This is a genomic window from Opitutia bacterium, from assembly GCA_016217545.1.
In the GTDB taxonomy this organism is placed as follows: Bacteria; Verrucomicrobiota; Verrucomicrobiia; order Opitutales; family Opitutaceae; genus Didemnitutus.
Genome location: JACRHT010000017.1, coordinates 367,585 through 383,257 on the forward strand (window position 1 = coordinate 367,585; position 15,673 = coordinate 383,257).

The 15,673-nt window shown below is 65.7% G+C and carries 14 protein-coding genes; 4 read left to right on the top strand and 10 right to left on the bottom strand.

The annotated features are described in order from the left end of the window. Positions 1 to 60 precede the first annotated feature (60 nt). The 5 genes from HZA32_17420 to HZA32_17440 all read right to left on the bottom strand — a co-directional run bounded on the left by HZA32_17420 (position 61) and on the right by HZA32_17440 (position 5,877). Positions 61 to 1,212: a hypothetical protein gene (locus HZA32_17420; protein ID MBI5425860.1), complete on the bottom strand. Its 1,152-nt coding sequence runs from the start codon at positions 1,210 to 1,212 to the stop codon at positions 61 to 63. A gap of 574 nt (positions 1,213 to 1,786) precedes the next feature. Next, complete coding sequence (locus HZA32_17425; protein MBI5425861.1) at positions 1,787 to 2,704, bottom strand: FecR domain-containing protein; 918 nt, start codon at positions 2,702 to 2,704, stop codon at positions 1,787 to 1,789. 57 nt (positions 2,705 to 2,761) lie between these two features. Then, entirely contained in the window at positions 2,762 to 4,162 is a 1,401-nt protein-coding gene (locus tag HZA32_17430) for an exopolysaccharide biosynthesis polyprenyl glycosylphosphotransferase (protein ID MBI5425862.1), read from the bottom strand. A 49-nt stretch (positions 4,163 to 4,211) separates the two neighbouring features. Next, positions 4,212 to 4,973: a WecB/TagA/CpsF family glycosyltransferase gene (locus tag HZA32_17435; protein ID MBI5425863.1), complete on the bottom strand. Its 762-nt coding sequence runs from the start codon at positions 4,971 to 4,973 to the stop codon at positions 4,212 to 4,214. Between the two features lie 28 nt (positions 4,974 to 5,001). Further along, positions 5,002 to 5,877: a glycosyltransferase family 2 protein gene (locus HZA32_17440; GenBank protein MBI5425864.1), complete on the bottom strand. Its 876-nt coding sequence runs from the start codon at positions 5,875 to 5,877 to the stop codon at positions 5,002 to 5,004. Between the two features lie 179 nt (positions 5,878 to 6,056). On the opposite strand from HZA32_17440, the gene HZA32_17445 reads away from it, so the two are divergent. Further along, the gene (locus HZA32_17445; protein MBI5425865.1) at positions 6,057 to 7,439 is read left to right on the top strand and encodes an O-antigen ligase family protein; all 1,383 of its coding nucleotides are present in this window, start codon (positions 6,057 to 6,059) and stop codon (positions 7,437 to 7,439) included. Positions 7,440 to 7,472: 33 nt separating this feature from the next. Here HZA32_17445 and HZA32_17450 read toward each other — a convergent pair whose 3' ends face one another. From HZA32_17450 to HZA32_17460, 3 genes are all read right to left on the bottom strand, one after another. After that, positions 7,473 to 9,665 (bottom strand): polysaccharide biosynthesis tyrosine autokinase, encoded by a 2,193-nt coding sequence (locus HZA32_17450; GenBank protein ID MBI5425866.1) that lies wholly within the window; start codon positions 9,663 to 9,665, stop codon positions 7,473 to 7,475. Positions 9,666 to 9,676: 11 nt separating this feature from the next. After that, positions 9,677 to 10,255: a polysaccharide export protein gene (locus HZA32_17455; GenBank protein ID MBI5425867.1), complete on the bottom strand. Its 579-nt coding sequence runs from the start codon at positions 10,253 to 10,255 to the stop codon at positions 9,677 to 9,679. A gap of 88 nt (positions 10,256 to 10,343) precedes the next feature. Then, positions 10,344 to 11,486: an outer membrane beta-barrel protein gene (locus HZA32_17460; GenBank protein MBI5425868.1), complete on the bottom strand. Its 1,143-nt coding sequence runs from the start codon at positions 11,484 to 11,486 to the stop codon at positions 10,344 to 10,346. A gap of 255 nt (positions 11,487 to 11,741) precedes the next feature. On the opposite strand from HZA32_17460, the gene HZA32_17465 reads away from it, so the two are divergent. The 3 genes from HZA32_17465 (at position 11,742) to HZA32_17475 (ending at position 14,125) form a co-directional block, all read left to right on the top strand. Beyond that, complete coding sequence (locus HZA32_17465) at positions 11,742 to 12,866, top strand: nucleotidyltransferase family protein (GenBank protein MBI5425869.1); 1,125 nt, start codon at positions 11,742 to 11,744, stop codon at positions 12,864 to 12,866. Positions 12,867 to 12,971: 105 nt separating this feature from the next. Beyond that, positions 12,972 to 13,181 carry a hypothetical protein gene (locus tag HZA32_17470; protein ID MBI5425870.1) on the top strand — a complete coding sequence of 70 codons (210 nt, stop codon included), beginning with the start codon at positions 12,972 to 12,974 and terminating at the stop codon, positions 13,179 to 13,181. Further along, complete coding sequence (locus tag HZA32_17475) at positions 13,178 to 14,125, top strand: sulfotransferase (protein ID MBI5425871.1); 948 nt, start codon at positions 13,178 to 13,180, stop codon at positions 14,123 to 14,125. The genes HZA32_17470 and HZA32_17475 overlap by 4 nt, the downstream gene beginning before the upstream one ends. Here the strand turns inward: HZA32_17475 and HZA32_17480 are convergent. Continuing rightward, the gene (locus HZA32_17480; protein MBI5425872.1) at positions 14,104 to 14,931 is read right to left on the bottom strand and encodes a hypothetical protein; all 828 of its coding nucleotides are present in this window, start codon (positions 14,929 to 14,931) and stop codon (positions 14,104 to 14,106) included. The two genes, HZA32_17475 and HZA32_17480, sit on opposite strands and share 22 nt — an antisense overlap. Continuing rightward, positions 14,928 to 15,467: a GNAT family N-acetyltransferase gene (locus HZA32_17485; GenBank protein MBI5425873.1), complete on the bottom strand. Its 540-nt coding sequence runs from the start codon at positions 15,465 to 15,467 to the stop codon at positions 14,928 to 14,930. The genes HZA32_17480 and HZA32_17485 overlap by 4 nt, the downstream gene beginning before the upstream one ends. Positions 15,468 to 15,673: the final 206 nt, after the last annotated feature.

The window sequence follows — 15,673 nt, forward strand, 5'->3', positions numbered from 1 at the left end:
AGTGACGGCGTGGTGCAATCGGATACTCTTTTGCCCGCGACACGCATGCCGTGCATCCGCTCATTGATACGGCGTGAAGTCGCCCTGCAACAGCACATGCGCGTCGTTCGCGAAGGCTTGAAAATCCGCCGCCTGCTCGTGCCCGGAATAATACGGCACCCAATAGGAACTCGCAGCCTGATTGGTCCAGGTCATGAGATAGGCGCACTTCGTCCAGAGCGGGCGAACGGGATCGTTGAAGGCGGCGAGCACCCGCGTCGTCCACCAAGCCGGGTTCGTCGTGCCGGCAAGGCCGGCGGTGCGGCCGATCTCGGTGAACGCCGTCGGCTTGCCCCGTGCGCTCGCGGCTTGATACGCATACCCGAGCGCGTCGTTCCACTTCGAGATGGCGTCGGTATCCTTCAGGTATTGGTCGACGCCGCAGACGTCCACTTTGGCGTTGCCCGGCCAGTAGATGAGATACTCCGCCTTCGAGTTGAATTGGTTGCCCGACGGGGCGTAACAATACAGGAGCTGGTGCACAGCCTTCGTGTCGCGCAAGTAGGTCAGCGTGTAGTTCCACAACGTCGTGAACTCGCTCGGGACGGCTGCGCCCCACCAGAACCAATCGCCATTCATTTCGTGATACGGGCGGAAGATTACCGGCACCGATTCACCGTTGACGGTGAGTTGGCCGAGCAGGGTCGCGAGCGCGTCGAGATCGCTGTTGAGCTTCGTGTTGGCCGCCTCGCCGGAGGTGACGGCGCGCGCGAGCACGCTGGGAGTATCGTTCACGCCGGTGCGGTCCTTCGCGCTGCCGCCGGTGAGCGGGTTGCGCATTTCCCAGTGGATCGTGAGAATCATGCCGCGCGCGAAGTCGTCCAGCATGCGCTGCCGCATCGTCGTGCGCTGGCTGGCAGTCGCATAAAGATAGGTGTCGAAATTCCAGCCGGAAACCCCGGGATGGTGCCCCGTCACGGTCTTGATATCCGAGCGATTGGCATTCCCCTGCCAGGTGCTGCCGTCGGCGTTGAGCCCTTTCCACGTGGCGAACTGCTGACCGAAGACCGCACCGTCGAACGACGTGTATGCGAACAGGTTTTCGTAGAGAATCGTTGTGAGACTCGTCGCCGCGTCGTCACTCTGCGGCGTGGCGCGAAGCGGGGAAGAAAACCCGGCGGCGAGGACGGCAAGCGCCAGTGCGGCGCGGAGACGGAGGAAGTTTGGGGGCATGAGCGGAGGCGATGGTGGAAAAGCGCGGAATGGGCCGCCGGAGTGTTCGGCGGAAACCACCGCGAGGCGTGGGATTATGCCCGCTCACATGGGCCGAACCATGAGAACCCCGGGAAAATATCCGCGAACCTTTGCCGGCGAGCAAAAGTGCAACTGACCCGGCCCCGAGTGTGGCGTTGCCAATTTTCACACCACGCACGCGGGCTAAGGACGAAAGACACGCCCGACTGACAGATCGTCGCAGGACCTGGCCTTCACGAGATTCGAAGGAGCACGTAAACCGTGCACCAAGCGCGCTTCGATCGGGGAGTGAAAATGTGGCCAAAAGTGGCCATTCCAGATGCCATTTCGACCTGTTTTGCCCACATATCCAAATGCATCATTTATTTGCTTATAAATTATGATCCAACTACTTGCGGTTTAAAATTATGCCTTATTGCGGCGGTCTTGAAAACCGCTGAGGCGCAAGCCTCCGGGGGTTCGAATCCCTCCCCTTCCGCCAGCGCGCTGTTCGCGGCCCAAAAAAAAACGCGGCGCTCGATGCGCCGCGTTGGTTGGAGAGATTTGGAAATGCTCAGTTCCGCGACGGACTGACGACCACTTGGGTCTGATCGAGCGCCGGGAGAATCGTCGCATTGCCACCGTTGTTGTCGCCACCCTTGCCCGCGTCGGCGGCCGGAGCGCCGGCCGCGGAGGTCGCGACGGCGACGAGGCCGGCGTTGCCGCTGCCCACCGCACCGGTCACCGCGCGCACGATTTCGCCGGTGGAGTTCGGGTTCGCTTCAGCGGCGACCTTGACGACGGCCGCGAGCACGCCCTCGACGAGATTCGGCGTGCCGGCCGTGTTGGTGATGGCGCCCTGGCCAATCGCATTGGCGACGGACACGGCCGCTTCGAGGAAAACACTGGCGAGCGAGGGATCAGCCGCCACCGCCTCCGCCACCGTCTGGGCGGCGCCACCGGAGGAGGCTTGGCCGAAGGCCACGCTGATCTCGCCGCGATCGGTGATGAAAGTCACCACACCGCTCATCGTGCCGACGGTCGCGTTGGCCTTGTCTTGGGTGACGCGCACCGCGAAGACCGTGCCCTTGGCCACAGCGATGCCGCGCGGCGTGCGCACGCTGAAATTGGTGATGCCCTTTTTCGCCGGATCGAGGCTGGCAACCACGGTGCCACGCTGGAGATTCAGGGTCGTCGTCTCCTTGGCGTTGTGGCCACCCTGGACCTCGGCATCGAGACGCTCGATCGTGAGCTCGCTATCCGCGAGGACGTTGGCGACGGTGCCATCGAAAAAGCGGAGCGAGACTTCGGCGCCGGAGCCGGTCTGAATCACGGCGCCAACCGGCAGAGCGGCGCCCGGTTGCAGAGATTGATGCGAACCGGTCGAAACGGTGCCTTTGACCGTCAGCACGGTGGCACTGGGGGCGCCAAACACGGCGAGCGTGCAACCGAGGAAAAGAACCAATGAAGCGAGGATTTTGCGGGAGTTCATGGCGAGGCGGGGAGGTAAGAGGACTGGATGGAGCGAGGCGAAACAAAAACTAAGGTATTAGCACGCACCGGAAGGCGGCCGGAGAATCTGCCGAATCGTTCGCCAGATGATCACGCAGTCGAGCCAGACGCTCCAGTTGTGAATGTAGAAAAGGTCGAGCTGCAGGCGCGCGCTGATGGCGTCCGGAGTCCGCATCTCGCCGCGCAACCCGTGCGATTGAGCGAGACCGGTGATGCCGGGCTTCACGAAGAACCGCATGCGGTAAACTTCCACGGCGTCGGCGAATTCCGAGTCGTGACGCACGTAATGCGGACGCGGACCGACGACGCTCATGTCGCCGCGCAACGCATTCCAAAACTGCGGCATCTCGTCGAGGCTGGTGCGTCGGAGGAACCTCCCGAAGCGAAAGACCCGAATGTCTCCCGGCGAGGTTTGCCCCTGCCCCTCCGCCGTCGCATACATCGTCCGGAATTTCAGCACCATGAACTCGCGTCCGGCACGACCCGACCGCGGCTGCCGATAAAACAGCGGTCCCGGCGCCTGCCGCCGCTGCATCAGCCACACCATGAGTCCGAGGGGTGGCAAAATGAAGAGGACGACAGGGAGCGAGATGGCGATGTCCATGCCGCGTTTCACTCCGCGCAAAACCGGATTCTCCAGAGGCTCATCCTGAAACGCCATGAAGCTGTAGCCATCCTGCACGAATTGCCGCAGCGGATGCGCCAGCCGGAACGCGAGATCGTTCTGCACCAGCAGGCGGCAACCCGTCGCCGCGCAGGCCCTCACGAGATGGTCGAAATCTTCCGCGTGTTTCGGAAGGTTCAGCATCAGCACCTGCTGCGCACCGGTGGCCAAAATCGTCGCCCGCAAATCCTCGAACTGCCCCACCTCGGGCAGCTCGGGCAGATTCGGCAACTCCCCCGCGTAGCGCACCCGTCCGATTGGCTGCAATCCCAGCGGCGCACCCGCTTCGAGCCAGCGACGCATGTCGGGAAACTGGCGCCCGTCACCCATGACCAGCGTCGGCATACGCGAGCGGCCGCCAAACAGCGACTGCCTCAACAACACCGGCTGGAATCGGTTCACCAGCACGAGCAACAAGCCGAGGATCGGAAAGTATGAAGCCAAGAACAGGCGGCTGATGCCTGGGTCCTTGAATCCGACGACGACGGTGAAAACGGTGCCCGCAATGATGACGAGTTGCTTCGCCGCCAACTGCAACGACCTCCCCCACCCGAGGACGGCGAGTTCGCTCTTCACCGCCCACGCCGAGCCCATCGTCAGCAAAACCGCGCTCGCGATCGCCAGAGGATAGGACGCGTGCGGCAGGAGCGTCGTAAACTGCTTCCCACGAACCAAAGGCGCCCCCTCCGCCATGACCAGCCAGAGGCCTGCCGCTTCGGCGGCGACGAGGAAACTGTGAATGCTGGCCAAGCCAGCGCTGCGGCGATCAAGCATTTCGAAGCGTCCGCGTTGAATGGCCCTTCACGCCGCGAACGGGGAACGTCTAGGGTTTTTCTCCTACTCGCGTCGAGCCTCTTAATTGCGGGAACGCCTCTCCGTCTCTCATAACGAGCCAAACCAACTTCATCGCGCGAAGATATCGGCCGGCAAACCGCCGCGGATGAGACAAGACACGCCACAGCCAACCCAGCCGGGCGCGATCCACCCAGACCGGAATCGCCACTTGCGCTCCGGTCAGGAAAGCCAGCGCCGCTCCGAGGCAAAGGATGGTGGGACGGTAGCTCAGCTGTTCGCGCAGGTAACAGCCCAGCCGCTCCTGCACCCCGCCACCAATGCCGAGGTAGACCAGCGCCGGCCGCCGCGCTTCCAAATGTGCGCGCAGGCGCTCGTCGACGAGCTCACCCTCGCCATACCACGGCGCCACATAGAAGTCCTCCTCGGCCGTCGGCACCCCCATCGTTTCCAGCCACGCCCGAGCGCGCGCGGCATCGCCCACGCTCGGCATCACCCAACAGGCCGCGCCCGGCTTGCGCATTTCCGGTCGCTCGAACCATCGGCGCAGGAATTTCAGCCCCGAATGCCGCGGCAACCTTTGGCCGGTGCGCAGCTGCCACATCGTGACCAAAAGCCCCGAGTCGGTGAGCACGAGATCGCTCCTGGTCAGTGCCCGCCGATACGAGGGCGAGCGCACGAGATCCTCCGCCATGCCGATACCCGACGGCGCCGTGAGCAAACCGCCTTCCGCGATGAACTCCACCGCCTCCTCAAGCGAGCCGGCAAAAAAATCCACGCCCAGCACGCGCACGCGCCGCAAGTCCGGGCCCGTTCGCTCTCTAGCGATCATGCGCCGCCTCCTTCGCGTTTCCACGGCGCAGTTCCTCGGTCTTGGTCACCGCGAGAAATTCGTAGAACCCATGCAGCCGGGCGAAGTAGTAACCTTCGCGACCGTCGAGAAATCCCCGCTGCCAGAAATAAACATAGGCGAACCGCAGCCAGGGCCGCAGCGGCAAACGCCGCACCCAGTGCTTCACGCGCCTCCGCCAGCCAACCTCGGCCAGCTGCAACTCCGCCGCGCCGCTGCCGCGCTCGCACGCCACGCGCGCTTCCCAGTTCGAGTAGCGATTGTGCTTCTCGACGAACGCCGCGATCGACGGGAAGGCATAGTGATCCATCTCACAGCGCAGCCGCGCCGTGCGCCCGCGCACGACGACGTGTTCGTGCACCTCGTTGTCCCCGCTCTCGGTCGCCGCGCCGGTGATCTTCTCGTAACGACCGAGCGCGTGGCGGAACAGCCGGAGATTCCAGTTCGGATAGTAGGCGTGCCGCAGCCAGCGCCCCATGAAACGAAAGCGGCGGTTGATCCAATATCCCGCCACGTCCGAAACGGGCGCCGACACGATCGCGCGGAATTCCTCCTCCGCCCCGGGCGGCAGCACCTCGTCCGCATCGAGGATGAAAACCCACTCGTGCGCGAACGGCAGATTCTCGAGCGCCCAGTTCTTTTTCTTGGGCCACGTGCCGTTGAAGGCGAACTGCACCACGCGCGCCCCGTGCCGCGTCGCGACCTCGGCCGTCGCGTCCGTGCTGTGCGAATCCACGACCCAAATCTCCGCCGCCCACGCGACGCTCGCGAGGCAGCGCGGCAGATTTTCCGCCTCGTTGCGCACCGGCACGAGCACCGACACCGGAACTTTCCCCTGTCCGCTCATTCGCGATCGCACGGATTCCTGCGCGCGCGACGGGCGGACTTGGCGGGAGGCGACAGTGAGCGGCGGCGAATCATCGGCAATTCGCGGCACTTAACCCCGCACGCCCGCGCGATGGCAAGCCCCGCCACGGAGAATTTCGCTTGCCGGCATGGGAGGGTCGCCCGAGTCCTAGCGACGTCGTGTCCCCGCCCCGCTCCTCTCGCGCCGCGCCGTCCGAACCGCTCTCGCCGGCGGAAATGCTGCTCGTCGTGCAAACGCTGGGGTTGCTCGTGGCGGCTTCGTGGCTCGGCGGCGGCATGGCCCACAACGCCCTGCCGTGGATTCTCGCGCTCACGGCGCTGAGTCTTCCCCTCTGGTTCGCGCGTCGCGCGGAAGGAGTCGCGCTCGGATGCGGAGCGCTCGTCCCGGCCGTCCTCTGGCTCGCGCTCGTCGGCCTCGCCTGCCTCAACCCGAGCCACGAACTCCGTCCCGACGGCACCTGGCACGAGCGGGCCGGCTGGTGGCACTGGCTGCCCACCACGGTGGATCGAGCACATACGGTAACCGGAGCGCTGCCTTGGCTCGCCGCACTGCTCCAAGGCGCGGCGCTGTCCGGATTGCGTCCGCCCGCGCGCGCCGTGCGCCTGATCTGGGCCGGCGCGGCGTTGAACGGTTTCGCGCTCGCCACCGTGGGAGCCGGTTTTCACTTCCTCGGCGCAGACCGGATGCTCGGCGCCTTCGACGTCCCGGAGCCCACGTATTTCTTCGCGACGTTCTACTACAAGAACCACTGGGCCGCCTACGGCGCGCTCGGCAGCATCGCCGGCGCCGCGCTGGCGTTGGCGCACTGGCCGGCCGCGCTCGCCGGGGAACCGGCCGCGCGCGGCCGCACGGTGTTCTTCGGCGGCATCGCGCTGGTGACGCTGTGCACTTTGCCGCTGCCCGGCTCGCGCGCGGGCCTGTTGCTCGCGGCGGCCATCGCCGGTGGCTTCGCGCTGCGGGCCGCCGTTCAGCTCGGGCAAGGCCGCGGGCGCAGCGGGCGGGTGTGGGGGGCGGCGGTGCTGTTGGCGATCTGCCTCCTGATCGCCGGCTTCATCGCGCGTTTCTACATCGAGCGCGGGCGCGCCGACTTCGCACGGACCGAGCGTCAGTTCGCCCAACACGCGGCCGGCGGCATGCTCGATCTGCGGGTGGAAATCTCGCGCGACACGTGGCGGATGTTCCAAGCGCGACCATGGTTCGGCTGGGGCGTGGGTTGCTACGAGATCGTCTTCCCGGTCTTCCAAGGGCCGTATCTGCGCGACGAAGGAGGGCGTCGCGTCGCCCGCGTCGAGTTCGCACACAACGACTGGCTTCACATCCTGGCCGAAATGGGCGCGCTGGGTGCGGCGCTGCTGCTGGGCGCGGCGGGCGCGAGGCTGTGGCAGAGCTGGCGCCGGGCGGGTGGAGCCGGCCGCACCGCGCTCGGCGGCGCGGGGCTGTTGTTGCTCTACGCGTGGATCGATTTCCCCTTCCACAATCCCGCGGTGCTCCTGCTCTGGACGGTGCTTGTGGCAACCGCCGGCGGCCTCAGGCGTGGTTGAAATCGCCCGGCTCGCCGCAACACGCGCGCGATCTCAGCCGTCCTTCGCCGGCTTGTGGGAGTAGGCTTTGCCGTAGCTCTTCGACTGGTGGTAGGCGTAGCCGTAGTAATACGTCGATCCGCCCAAGCCCGAAGGCATGGCATTGAGCACCACGCCGGGAGTCTCGATATCCGCCTGCCGGAAACGCTCCAGCACCCCGCGCACCGCCTGGCGCGTCGCGGTGTTGAAGCGGCAGACGAACAGGGCTTCGTGGCAGTGTTTCGCGAACGCGATGGCGTCGGGAAACACGCCCGCCGGCGGCGTATCGATGATGAGCACGTCGAAGTGGCGCTGGAGTTCCTCGAGCAAACGCGGCAGCGCTTCGCCGGAAAGCAATTCGGTGGTTTTCCGGCTGCTGCCTCCGGCGCGCAGGATGTGCAGGCCGGCCGCGACCTCGTGGATGCCGAGCGTCGGATCCTTGAGCACCTCGGGGCCGATCGGGCGCGGCTGACCGAGCCAGGCGAGAATACCCGCGTTGTTGGGCAGCGAGAAATTCCGATGCTGCACGGGCCGCCGGAAATCGCCGTCGATGAGCAACACGCGCTGCCCGTGGGCGACGAAGAGTTGGGCAAGGTTGGCCGCGATGAAGCTCTTGCCTTCGCTCGGCAGCGTGCTCGTCACGAGGATCGTCTTCGGCGGATCGATCCGCGAGGAAAGCAACAGGTGGCTGTAGAGCGCGCGGAATTGTTCCGTGGCGGTCTCGTCGGCCTCTCCCCGAACCAGCTGCGCGCGATCACTGTCGGAGCCCTGGCGGACGGCGCCGATTTCCCCGAGGACTTCGGTATTCAGGAAATGCTCCACGTCCGCGACGCTGCGAATGCGTCCGAAGAACAGCTCCATGGCGAACGGGTAGCCCACGAAAATCGCGAGGCCCAGGGCCAACGTCAGCAGCAGCGTCCGGCGCGGGTTGGGCGAGAAGGGAGCGGCGGGCGGCGTCGCGAACTCCGAAATTTTCACGTTCACGCCCGTCAACTGCGAGCTGATCGTGGCGTCGTTCAGGCGCGTGAGCATCTGCGTGTAAGTCGCGCGGTTCGACTCCGCGGAGCGCCGAAGCGTGTTGTATTCAACGCCGATCTGATCGAGGTGCAGCGACTCCTTTTCGGCCTCCGCGAGCTGATCGGTGAGCTGCTTTTCCTCCGTGCGGGCTTTGTCGACCTGATCGCGCAGGCTGGCGATCGCGAGCTTCACCCGTTCATCGCGGACTTTCTGGAGCGCATCGATTTCGCGGGCCAGTTCCTGCATCGCCGGGTGGCGGCGGCCGAAACGCTCGGCCATCACGGCGCGCTTGGCCTGCAGTTCCGCGAGGCGTTTCGCGATTTCGCCCAGGCTTTCGAAACCGGTGGCCGAGGCCATCTGCTCCGCGCTGGCGTCGCGCTTCAACAGGTCTTCCGCCTGCGCCAAACGCGCCTCGGCGGCGAGCCGGGCCACGCGGGCCGCCGTGTTGCTGGCGTTGAGGGTCTTGAGATTGTCGACCACGATGTTCTGGTTCGCCTCGAGGGAGACGAGGTGGAACCGCTGGCGATAGTCCTGCAGATCGCGCTCCGAGGCTTCGACTTTCTTGCGCAAGTCGTCCGCCTGTTCCTTCAGGAAGGCGAGCGCCGCATCGTTGCCCGCCGCGCTGCGATCAAAGACGAAACGGATGAACTGCTCGGCGTAACGGTTGGCCATCAACGCGGCCGCACGCGGATCGGTGTGCACGGCGCTCACGACGAGCAGCATCGTGTCAGGACGACGTTCCGAGGACACGGCGTGCCGAACCAGGCTCACGAGGTCGCGGCCCGCGCCGCTGGATTTCGCCGGGTTCTTCGAACCCTCGGCGGAGCCGGTGAGCAACTCGACTTCCTCCGGCGTGAAGGAATTCGCCACGCGCTGCGCCAGCTCGATGCTCCGCAGCTGTTCGCGCCGAGTGGTGATTTGCATCTCGTCCATGGGCGAATCCTGCAACTGCCGCATTTCCTGGACGCGCGACGGACGCTCGAAGAACAGGGAGGCATCCGCCGAGTAGAGCTTGGGTTGGCTCAATTGCTGCCACGCGACGAACGAGCAGGCGACAACCGTCAGCGCCGCCGCGACCCAGAAGTGGGTGCGCAGCACGATCAGCAACTGCCGCAAATCGATCGAGCCCTGGCCGACGGGAGCGGGAGAGCTGGTTTTCTTGGCGGGTTTGGAAGAGTCGGAGCGTGCCATCGGGGTCGGTCTCAAAAAACGCGCTCAGGCACGAACACGACGTCGCCCGGCTGCAGCTGGAACGGCTCGGCGCCACCGCGCCCGGAGAGCATTTTTTCCACATCGACGGTGAAGATCCGCTCGGCCCCACCCTCGTCCTTGCGCGTCACTCGCACGGCGTCGCTCTTGGCAATGCGCGTGAAACCGCCCGCCCCCGTGATGGCTTCGATGATGGGCATGCCGGCCGCCTCCGGGGACAGCGACAGCTTGCCCTGTTTGCCCACCTGGCCGAGGACCATGACCTCCTTCGGACTGTATTCGACGACGCTCACCACGACCTCGGGTCGGATGAAAATCTCCTCGGCGACGTAGCGGCGGCGGATCTCGGCCTGCGCCTGCGCGAGCGTCAACCCGACGACCTTCACTGGGCCGAGAAGCGGCACGGCGATCTCACCGGCACCGTCGACGCGACGCTGGACCGATACGTCAGCCTCGCCTTGCACCGTGACTTGCACGAGGTCGCGCACAAACAGCCGATAGCTGCTCGTCGCCGCGGGCTCGGCCGCCTGCAACAGGCCGCAGACTCCGAGCGAGGCAATAAGGACCAGCATGCTCCGCCGCATGACGGAGCCCAAAGCGAACCAAGAGGAAACCATGCCGGTCGATTGGCAGCCGCGCGAAGCCGCGCGGCGAGACAAATCAGAAGCGATACGTGAAGCCGGCACCGATGTTGACTTGTTGGTAATCCGAAACCGCCAAAGTGGAGTTGTTGTCACGCAGACCCGCCGAAGCGTCGAAGGTGGCATTCTCCGAGAAGGCGTAGTTCAGGCGCACGCGCGCGCTCAGGCCATGGTCGTTGCGAGCACCGGCGCCACCGAAGGAGCTGTAGCGGGCACGCGTGTAACCAAGGCTGCCTTCCAGGTTGAGGCGCTCCGCCAGTTCCTGCGAGAGCACGAGGCCGGCATCGAAATTCTTCACCGATTGATCGGAGGCCGTCACGTTGAGGCCTTGGTTCACGCGGAGCGACCAGACGGTCTTCTGCGCCGCCGCCCAAGACAGACGGCTCGCGATAAAGAACGCGCTATCGTCACCGAAGTTCGACACCGCAAATTCACGCTGGACCACACCGAAATTCAGGTCGCCCGTGATCTTCGGCGCGAGTTCACCCTCGAAGCCGATCGTGTAGCGCTTGTCGTCGCCGCCGGCATTGCGGCGGTTGAAGGCGCGATTGGCCGTCCAAGACTCGCCCCAGGCAAAGCCCGCGTAGGTGCGCAGCTTGGGCGAATAGACGTAGACGGCGTCGACGCCGACCAAGTAGTTGGCCGTGTCGCTGAATCCGGCCGTCCGGTAGTCGCTCTTGGCGTAGTCAGCGGTCAGGCGCACACCCAACTTCTCCGTCGTGAGGTGTTCCCACTGGCCACCGAACGTGAGGTCGTTGGACTTCGCGCGGGTGTTCAGCGATTCGTTGGCCATCGACGTGCGGCGGAAAGCGCCCGAGAGCTTCAGGTTCGTCTTGTCCGAGGGCACGTAACCGATGCGGCCGTCGATGCTGGGATCGAAGGAATTCTGGTCCGAATGATCGGCAAAGATCTGTCCGTTCGCCGAAACGCCGACATCCGTCGTCACTTCGCTGACGTCATGGATCATTCGCACGCCACCGTTCATCGAGTAGATCCAGTCGCGCACTTCGCTCTGATTGACGAAAATGTTCGAGTCGTAATCGAGGCGCGCAGCCAAGGTGGTTACGACGCGGCTGCGACCGACTTCGGCGGCGGCAAGGCTGCTGGCGACGATCAAGTTCGCAGCAGCGAAAATGGCGAGGCGATGGATGATTTTGCTCATGGTCAACAGGTGGAGGGTCGAGGTGGCACGATTGGATGGGCCGGAAATCGGGCAACCCCAGACGGGGGGTCAAAACACCCTATGCGCTCATAATGTCGACAACAAAACCTTCTTTCCGCGCAGTCATACGTTGATTGCGCGGTTCGCTGAAATGCCAGGGTTGGGATTCGACGCCGGCACGAATTGCATGGAACGATTCGCTCGCCCTGCGTCGGCGGCACCTCAGGATGCCCCGCACCCGGCCTGTCACCCCGCATGAATGTCACGCCCGAACAGCGTTTCCTCCTCCAACTCACGCGCGCAGCGCTGGGGAGGACGGAAGCGCACCTCGACCCGGTCGGCGTGTCGTGGCCCCGGTTCATCGCGGAAGTCGATCGCCACCGCCTAGCCCCTTTCCTCCAACGTCACGTGGCCCCTCTGATCTCCGCCCACTGTCCGCCGCCCGTGGCGCAGCAGATCCACGCCGCCTCGGCGGAGACTACGCGGCGCTCACTCCAGCAAACCGGAGAACTGTTCCGCCTGCTCAAGCTCTTGGCCGACGCCAGCGTGCCCGCGTTTGCCGTGAAGGGCGTGGCCCTATCGCAGCAATTGCACGGATCGCTCGGTGGCCGTTTTGCCGGTGACGTCGATCTCGTGGTCGCACCCGAACATGCGTTGCGCGCCGACGCCGTCCTCCAAGCGGCCGGCCTGCGCCGCACGCGGCCGGAGCAACAACTCACTCCACGCCAAAGCCGTGCCTTCATCGCATTGAAACCCGAATTCGAGTATCTCCGCCTCGACGGCCCGGGCGGCGCACTGCGCGTCGAATTGCTATGGCGACTCGAGGGCATCGATGCCCTTGGGCCGCGGGCCAACGTGTCTCTCGGCGGCCGCGAAACCCGCACGCTCGCCCTCGAGGACCACGCGCTTTTCCTCCTGCAACACGGCGCGCGCCACGCATGGTTCCGACTCTTCTGGCTCGTGGACATCGTCCGGCTCCTCCAACGCCCGGAACTCGATTGGAGCGCACTGCATGCACGCGCACGCGCCGCCGGATCCGACCGCGCCCTGCGCCAAGGCGTGGCACTCGCGGCAGAACTTCTCGGCGCGCCGCTCCCGCCCGCCCTCGCCCACATTTCCGCCGATGCCTCGCTGCTGGCCGAGGCACGCCGCCAGCTTGGGCGCGCTCCCGTCGCGAACGAGACCGCCCTCGAGTGGGCGCGACAACTCCACTACCGCACCGGCCTCGCTCGCGGCCTCACCACGAAATGGCGCGTGCTCGCGCCCCACGTGTTCTCCCCCGCCAGCTGGCAAATGTGGCAACTGCCCGACCGCTGGTTCTGGCTCTACTATCCCGCGACGCCTTTCCTCTGGCTGTGGCGCTACGTGCGCCGGAGCTGACAGCGAGCGAACCGGAAATTTCGCCGCGCTTCCCGACGCGCGAGCCAAGCCCGAAGCGCCGCGTTATTTCTGTCGCGATAGCCGAGCGAGCCATCCCATGCTGCGATGAAACCGCCGCCCCACTCCACCGTGAACCTGTTGCGCCGTCTCCGCCACTCGCGCTCGCTCGTCTCCGCAAGACAGCACGAGGCTCTCGCCCGCATCGGTGAGCGCGCGCGCATTCCGCGCCGGCAGGAGCGCCGCGCGGACCGAGCTTCGACCCGCACCGCACACCGCGCGCCGGTGACGATCTACTTCGCGCAACTCGGCCCATGAGCGAAATACCGCTGCACCTCGTTCCCGGCGCCGAGTGGCGCGTGGCCTGGCTCGCGACCGACGGACAAGGATACACCGAACCGTTCTTCGACGACACGTTGCGACGCTTGCGTCGGTTGCCGGCCAATCGCGGTGGAGAGCTCCGCACCACTCCGCTCGCCGCGCTCGAGGGAGTCGAAGACCGCGAGCCAGACCTAATCGTCTTCCACGTCTCACGCTGCGGCTCCACGCTGTTCGCGCAAATGCTCGCTGCGCTGCCGCAACACACCGTGCTCGCCGAGCCTCCGCTGGCGGACGAGATTTTGCGGCTCCCGCGCACGCGCGCCGCCACGACCGACATCGAGCGCATCGCGTGGCTGCGCGGCGCGATCGCGTCATTGGCACGACCACACGCAACGGCGAGCCGGCGGCTGTTCGTGAAGCTCGACTGCTGGCACATTTTCGACGTGCCGCTCGTGCGCCGCGCGTTCCCGCGCACACCCTTCATTTTTCTTCACCGCCATCCGGTCGAGGTGCTCGCGTCGCTGATGCGCCAACCGAGCATGACGCTCGTGCGCGACACCGTGCTGCCCGAACAACTCGGCCTCACCCGCGCCGAGCGCGACGCGCTTACTCCGGTGGAACACGCCGCCGCAATCCTCGGCGCGTTCTTCCGCGCCGCGCACGAACACCGCGGCCAACTGCATGCCGTCGACTACGCGCAGCTGCCCGACTTCGTGTGGCAGGCGCTGCCCGGTTGCGCGTTCGACGCCGGTGAACGCGCGTCGCTTGCCGCCGCGGCGCAGCGTGACGCCAAAAATCCCAGCGCGAATTTTCAACCCGACAGCGCACGTAAGCGCGCCGCAGCGACGCCCGAGTTGCTCGCAGCCGCCGAACGCTGGACCCTGCCGCACTACGCCGCATTCCTCGCGGCCACTCGCGGTCACGCAAATTGCGGCGCGTAGCGGCGCTTCAGCGCCGCGACGTCGAACGCCAGCGGATCGTAGCCGAGTGCGCGCGCGATCTCGAGGACGCGCGGATGGCGCTCGATCACTTGCGGCTCGATCCAATCCCGCAACTGGCAGTGGTGCTCGTCCACCACCTCCGTGCGTGCCGCCCGCAGCGCGGCGCTCACGCCAATGCCGAGAAACGCTGCCAGTCGCTCCACGCCGGCGTCGGTGAACAGCTCCTTCATCTCCACCCGCAACCACGGCACGCCCGCGGCGGCCTGTTGCCGCAGGGCAAAGGCGTGCACCTCCGCCCAGAAATACAACGCGCGTTCCACCGGATGCAGCGCCGGCCACCTCTCCGCATATTCTGGAAACGAGACGCCGCCGTCCGCCGGATGCAGCAGAATTTTTTCCGGAAGTTGCGGCAACGTCGGCGGCATGTAGGCGCCATGCGCCGTCCAAGAATAAGCGACCGGCACCGGATGGCGCGTGAGGTGCACGATGCGCACCCGCCCGGCGAAGCGCCGGCAAAGATACGGCAACGCGCTCCAGCACGGGAATCCGGCTTCGAAATAGTCCTCCCGCTCCAGCGTCGCTTCGATGCTCGCGAGATGTCGCTCCACGCGCGCCTGATCGGCCGACGGCAGCGCCGCCGGATCGCCGCTGGCACCGAGCAGCACGCGCGGACGGTAGCGCTCGCCGAGCGGCTCGTGTTCGACGCGCCCGGCCCCGACGCCGGGCAACGCCAGCGCGTGCGCGAGCCATTGCGTGCCGCAACGTCCCGTGGAAATGACGAACGTCGCGTGGTGCCGCGCGCTCACGGCGTCGTTTTCGGTGCGAAGACCTGCGTCTGTCCGATCAGACTCGGCGGCACCCACTCCATCAAATAGTGCGACGCGCCTTCCCCGATCACGCGGAAGCCGAGATTCAGGTAGAGTTGGAGAACCGAGTTGTCGACGTCGACCTGGAGGTGCAGCAGCCGCTTGCTGCCCTGGCACTCGTTCATGGTCGACTGGATCACCGCGACGCCGATGCCCTGGCCGCGAAAATTCGGATGCACGGCGATGTCGGAAAGGTTCACGCGTTCCGCGTCCTGCGTGACGATGAAACGTCCGACCGGGTGTCCGTTGAGTTCGATGATGCAATCCTTCGTGTCGCGCGCGCTCTTGACCTGCCGGTAGTGCGCGGCGTGCGCGGCGAATTGCATATCCACGACCCTGCGCGCCATCTCCACGGACTCGTCATCGTTTTTCCAATGCTGCAGGCCGAGCCGCTCAACATCGACATGCGCACGGAGATTGCGGAGGAACGGTTCGTCATCGGCGCGAACCGGGCGGAGAGTAAGAAAAGCGTCCACGGCGTTAGGGTAGTTGGGTGCGGTGGCCCCCGCGTCGCGATGGCAACCGAACGGACGCGGCGAAGTCAACCGTGGAGCCGCCACGCGCCTCCGCGTGCATCGCGTTTCGCGCGGGCGGACAATTTGAGCGTGCAATTCGCGCGGAGGCCTGCCTTTGTCGCGTCACTGCTCTCGGGGGCCACCGGGCAGATACCCTCACTCGCTGA